General features: G+C 69.0%; 1 pseudogene. It reads right to left on the reverse strand.

Going from position 1 to position 3179, the window contains the following annotated elements:
* Nucleotides 1-3158: pseudogene (locus ACLML9_RS28220) on the reverse strand (condensation domain-containing protein); the annotation flags it as partial.
* Nucleotides 3159-3179: the final 21 nt, after the last annotated feature.

The following is a 3179-nucleotide window of genomic DNA, read 5'->3' on the forward strand; positions in this document are numbered from 1 at the left end:
ACCGCGGCCTCCGTCGGACCGTACAGGTTGTGCACAGCCGTCCCGGTCAACTCCCGCAACCGATGCGCCGGCTTCGGCGCCAACGCCTCACCCGAGGAGAACACCAACCGCAACGAACCACACCGCGCCGCATCGGCGGGCAGCGCCGCCACGAACACCGTCAACATGGACGGCACGAAGTGCGCCACCGTCACACCCTCGGTATCGATCACCTCGGCCAGATACTCCGGATCCCGATGACCGTCCGGCTTCGCGACCACCAGCCGCGCACCGATCTGCAACGGCCAGAAGAACTCCCACACCGACACATCGAACGTCGATGGCGTCTTCTGCAACACCACATCCGAAGCGGTCAAACCGTACTCGGACTGCATCCACACGAGGCGGTTGACGATCGCCGCATGCGACACCGCCACGCCCTTCGGACGACCCGTCGAACCCGACGTGAAGATCACATACGCCGTATTCGACGGACGCAACGGCGCACGACGATCCGCATCGGTGACCGCGGTATCGGCATACCCCGAAAGGTCGATCTCGTCCACGACCACCACCGGACGGTCCGCCGTGGTGAATCCGTCCGCCGAACTCGTCAATACACAGACCGGGTCCGCGGTGGCCAGGATGTAGTCCGTGCGGTCGGCGGGCTGCTCCGGGTCCAGCGGCACATACGCACCACCGGCGGTGACCACCGCGTACATCGCCACAACCAGATCCAGCGAACGCCGCATACCCAGCGCCACCGGAACATCCGGCCCGACGCCCAGCGAGATCAGATGCCGCGCCAGGCGGTTCACCCGGCCGGCGAACCCGGCGTAGGACAGACCTGTCCCCTCGAACGTCACCGCGGGCGCTTCCGGAGTGCGTGCCACCCGGTCGGCGAACAGACCGGCCAGGGTCGCGTCCGGATCGACGGCGCGTTCCGGGCCGTACCCGCCGCGCAGTACCGCCGATGCCTCCAGCGCGTCCAGGAGCGGGAGATCACCCAGCGGCCGCTCCGGCGTCTTGACCACGGCCTTGAGCAACCGGACGAAACGCTGGGCGAACTGCGCGACCGTCTCGCGGTCGAACAGATCGGTCGCGTAGGTGAAGACCGCGTCGATGCCGGCCGTTCCGGTCCGCTCGCCGAGATCCAGCTGGAGATCGAACTTCGCGGTCTCCAGGGGCATGTCGACCGCGCCGATCGCCAGCCCGGACAACTCGGTGTTCACCGCCGGCGTGTTCTGCATCGCCAGCATCACCTGGAACAGCGGATGCCGGGCCTGCGATCGCACCGGATTGAGGATCTCCACCAACCGTTCGAACGGCAGATCGGCGTGCCCGAACGCGGCGATATCGGTACCGCGCACCGCACCCAGCAGCTCGGCGAACCCGGTCCCGGAATCGACCGGCGTCCGCAACACCAGGGTGTTGACGAACATGCCGACCAGATCGTCGAGGGCACGTTCACCGCGGCCCGCGATCGGTGTGCCGATCGCGATATCGGTCTCCCCGGACAACCGCGACAGCAGTACCGCGAACGCGGCGTGCACGGCCATGAACAGGGTCGCGCCTTCGGCCCGCGCCAGTTCGGCCAGCCCGGCATGGGTTTCGGCGTCGATCTCGAACGCATGGGTGGCGCCCCGGCCCGAGGAGATCGCGGGCCGCGCCCGGTCCGCGGGCAGGTCCAGCTGATCCGGCAGCCCGGCCAGCTCCCGCGACCAGTACGAGATCTGCCGGCCGATCACCGATTCGGGATCGGCCTCCGAGCCCAGTACCTGTCGCTGCCACAACGCGAAGTCGGCGTACTGCACCTCCAGCGGCGCCCAGCCGGGCTCGTCGCCGGCGGTACGCGCCACGTACGCGGTCACCACGTCGCGGAGCAGCGGCGCCATCGAGAAACCGTCACCGGAGATGTGGTGGACGACGAAGCCGAGCACATGTTCGGAGGCGCCGAGCCGGAAGAGCCGGGCCCGGAACGGCACGCTCGAGGTCACATCGAAGCCCGCCATCACCAGCTCCGCGAGCCGCGCGGGCAGGTCGGCCGCCGTGACCTCGACCGGCGCCAGCTCCGGCAGCACCTCGGCCGCCGGCAGCACCTGCTGGAACGGAGTCCCGCCGACCTCCGGGTAGAAAGTCCGCAGCGATTCGTGCCGCACCAGCACATCGCCGACGGCGGCCGCCAGGGCGGCCGTGTCGAGATCACCGGACAGCCGGACCGCGACCGGGATGTTGTCCACGAACGAATCCGGATCGAACCGGTTCAGGAACCACATCCGCTGCTGCGCCAGCGACAGCGGCACCCGTTCCACGACCTCGCCCGTCGCCAGGACCTGGGTCGGACGCGGCTGCGGCACCAGCGCCGCCCGCCCGCCGGCCGCGGACCGCAGTTCCGCACGCGCGGCCAGGGCGGCCACGGTGGGCGCTTCGAACAGCGCCCGCACCGGGACGTCGGCATCCAGCGCCCGGCCGAGGCGGGCCGCGACCTGGGTCGCGATCAGCGAGTTGCCGCCCAGGGCGAAGAAGTCGTCGTCGGCGCCGATCCGTTCCGCACCGAGCACATCGGCGTAGACACCGGCCACGATCTCCTCGATCGGGGTCGACGGCGCCCGGAATTCCCGCGCCTGGAATTGCGGCTGCGGCAATGCTTTGCGATCCAGCTTGCCGGACGGGTTCAACGGGAACTCGTCCAGTTCCAGCACGGTCGCCGGCACCATGTAGGCCGGGAGCACCGCACGGACCGCGTCGAGCAATTCCACGGATTCGATCCGTGCACCCGTCGCGGGCACCACATAGGCGACCAGTTGCTCGCCCAACGGCGAGGTCGCGACCGTCACCACGGCCTGACCCACCTGCGGTTGCGCCAGCAGGGCGGACTCGATTTCGCCGAGTTCGATCCGCAGACCACGCAACTTCACCTGGAAATCGGTACGCCCCAGGTATTCGAGCTCACCCGCGGCAGTCCACCGCACCAGGTCACCCGTGCGATACATCCGCTCCGCAACATCGAACGGATTCGCCACGAACCGATCCGCGGACAGATCCGGCCGCGCCACATACCCACGCGCCAACTGCACACCCGCGAGATACAGCTCACCCGCGACACCCACCGGAACCGGCCGCAACCGCCCGTCCAGCACATACACCCGCGTGTTGAACACCGGAGCACCGATCGGCACCGACACCGCATCCGCATCCGT

Origin of the sequence: Nocardia sp. NPDC002869 (genome assembly GCF_046764065.1) — a bacterium.
GTDB lineage: Bacteria > Actinomycetota > Actinomycetes > Mycobacteriales > Mycobacteriaceae > Nocardia > Nocardia rhamnosiphila.